The 1,102-nt window shown below is 35.8% G+C and carries 1 protein-coding gene and 1 pseudogene; both read left to right on the forward strand.

The features are described 5' to 3' along the window. Positions 1–482: IS607 family transposase (locus FCI53_RS21175; RefSeq protein ID WP_138420944.1), on the forward strand; the 482-nt coding region annotated here is incomplete at its 5' end. Further along, positions 448–1,102: pseudogene (locus tag FCI53_RS21180) on the forward strand (IS200/IS605 family accessory protein TnpB-related protein); the annotation flags it as partial. The gene FCI53_RS21175 and the pseudogene FCI53_RS21180, both read left to right, overlap by 35 nt.

Here is a 1,102-nt window from a genome sequence, read left to right on the forward strand (position 1 = left end):
AAAAAATCGCTATATATGCAAGAGTCTCAACTAAGAAACAAGCAGATGCAGGAAATCTATCGCGACAAAAAGCAAGACTAACGGAATATGCTGTTCATCATCAATACCAGATTACCGGCATTTATGAAGATATTGCTAGTGGATTAAACGAAAACCGAAAAGGTTTAACTAAACTATTTAATGCTATAAAAGAAGAGAATATTTCTTATTTAATAATTGAATATAAAGACAGGCTCGCTCGTTTTGGCTATCGCTATCTTGAGAATCATTTAAATGAGTTAGGATGTAAAATTATTATTATCGATGAAAAAGAAGGCAATGAAGAACTAGAACTTGTTGATGACTTAATCGCTATTACCACATCATTTTCTGCACGAATTTACGGTAAACGCGGAGGAAAACGTGTCTCTCAAGAGATAGAAAAAACGTTAAAGCGAGGTGTGAACAATGAAAACGGTTCGAATGATCAAGCTTCATCCTGATGCGATAACTAAAGCGTATTTAGATGATTTAATGCGTGTGTTTTGTTCGATGAAACGGTATGCCTTTAATCGGTTAACAGAAGGAGTTTCTGTTGGTTATTTAAACAAAACCATGCCTTCTATCTTTAAGGTAAATAAACGGTATGCTGAAGATGCTGTTCTGTTAGCTCAATCGATTATTAATAGCCAAAAAGAGTTACTACCGAAACGTATCGAAGATACAGAAACAAAGATACAAAAAACCGAACGTAAGGTGCATGATTATGAATCAGGAAAAAAGACACCAAAAAAGGTAGATCTTAAAACATCTTTAATAGGATTAGCTATGCGTACGGAAAAGTTGCAAGCTAAGCTCTATGATCTTAAACGCCACGAAGAAGAGGGAACGATACCAACTGTTATTTTTGGTGGTAGCAAGAACTTTATGAAACGAATGGAAGGTAAAATCACTAATAAAGAATGGAAAGATCTCCGCACCAATGAATTGTACGCACGTGGCGATAAGAGTAAAAAAGGGAACTTGAACATTCGGTTAGTTCATCGTGATGGTGCATTTTATCTTGATATTTGTGATCCTATACGTCAGAAAGAAGGCAAGCGTAAAGCGCCACGTTTCGAAG

It is taken from the genome of Aquibacillus sediminis (genome assembly GCF_005870085.1).
Classification (GTDB): domain Bacteria; phylum Bacillota; class Bacilli; order Bacillales; family Amphibacillaceae; genus Aquibacillus_E; species Aquibacillus_E sediminis.